Raw genomic sequence first — 541 nt, 5'->3', positions numbered from 1 at the left:
TGGCCATGGGCAACCTGCCGGGAGTAGATGAAATCCGTTCTGTTTCGAGGTTCGGCCTCTCTGTCGTTACCATTGTTTTTGAAGACGATATGGGTACCTATCTGCCCCGCCAACTGGTACAGGAAAAACTAATCGAATTAAAAGAGACCATACCGGAGAAATTTGGAAGCCCATCAATGGGTCCCATTTCCACTGGTTTAGGCCAAATCTATGAATACACCATTGAACCACAAGAGGGTTATGACTCGATGTATTCACCTATGGAGTTGCGCACGATTCAAGAATGGATTGTAAAACGGCAATTAACTTTGCTTGAAGGTGTGGTTGAGGTGAATTCTTTCGGTGGCTATATTAAGCAATATGAAGTGGCCATTAACCCGGATAAACTCAATGCACAGAATGTGAGCATCTCTCAAGTATATGAGGCTCTGGCCAGAAACAATGTTAATACCGGTGGGGCTTACATTGAGAAGAACAGGATGTCTAATTTCATCCGTGGAGAAGGCTTGGTGCGCTCTCTGGATGATATCCGAAAAATCGT

Annotated in this window: 1 protein-coding gene; it reads left to right on the top strand. The window is 44.5% G+C overall.

What is annotated here, in order from left to right; all coding sequences use genetic code 11:
* Positions 1-541 (top strand): efflux RND transporter permease subunit (locus tag IEV85_RS24795; protein WP_188467954.1); only part of this gene is annotated, 541 nt, incomplete at both ends.

Origin of the sequence: Marivirga lumbricoides, from assembly GCF_014636295.1 — a bacterium.
GTDB classification, from domain to species: domain Bacteria; phylum Bacteroidota; class Bacteroidia; order Cytophagales; family Cyclobacteriaceae; genus Marivirga; species Marivirga lumbricoides.
The sequence above is the reverse complement of the archived record's forward strand: the minus strand, read 5'-3'. Positions and strand labels throughout refer to the sequence as shown.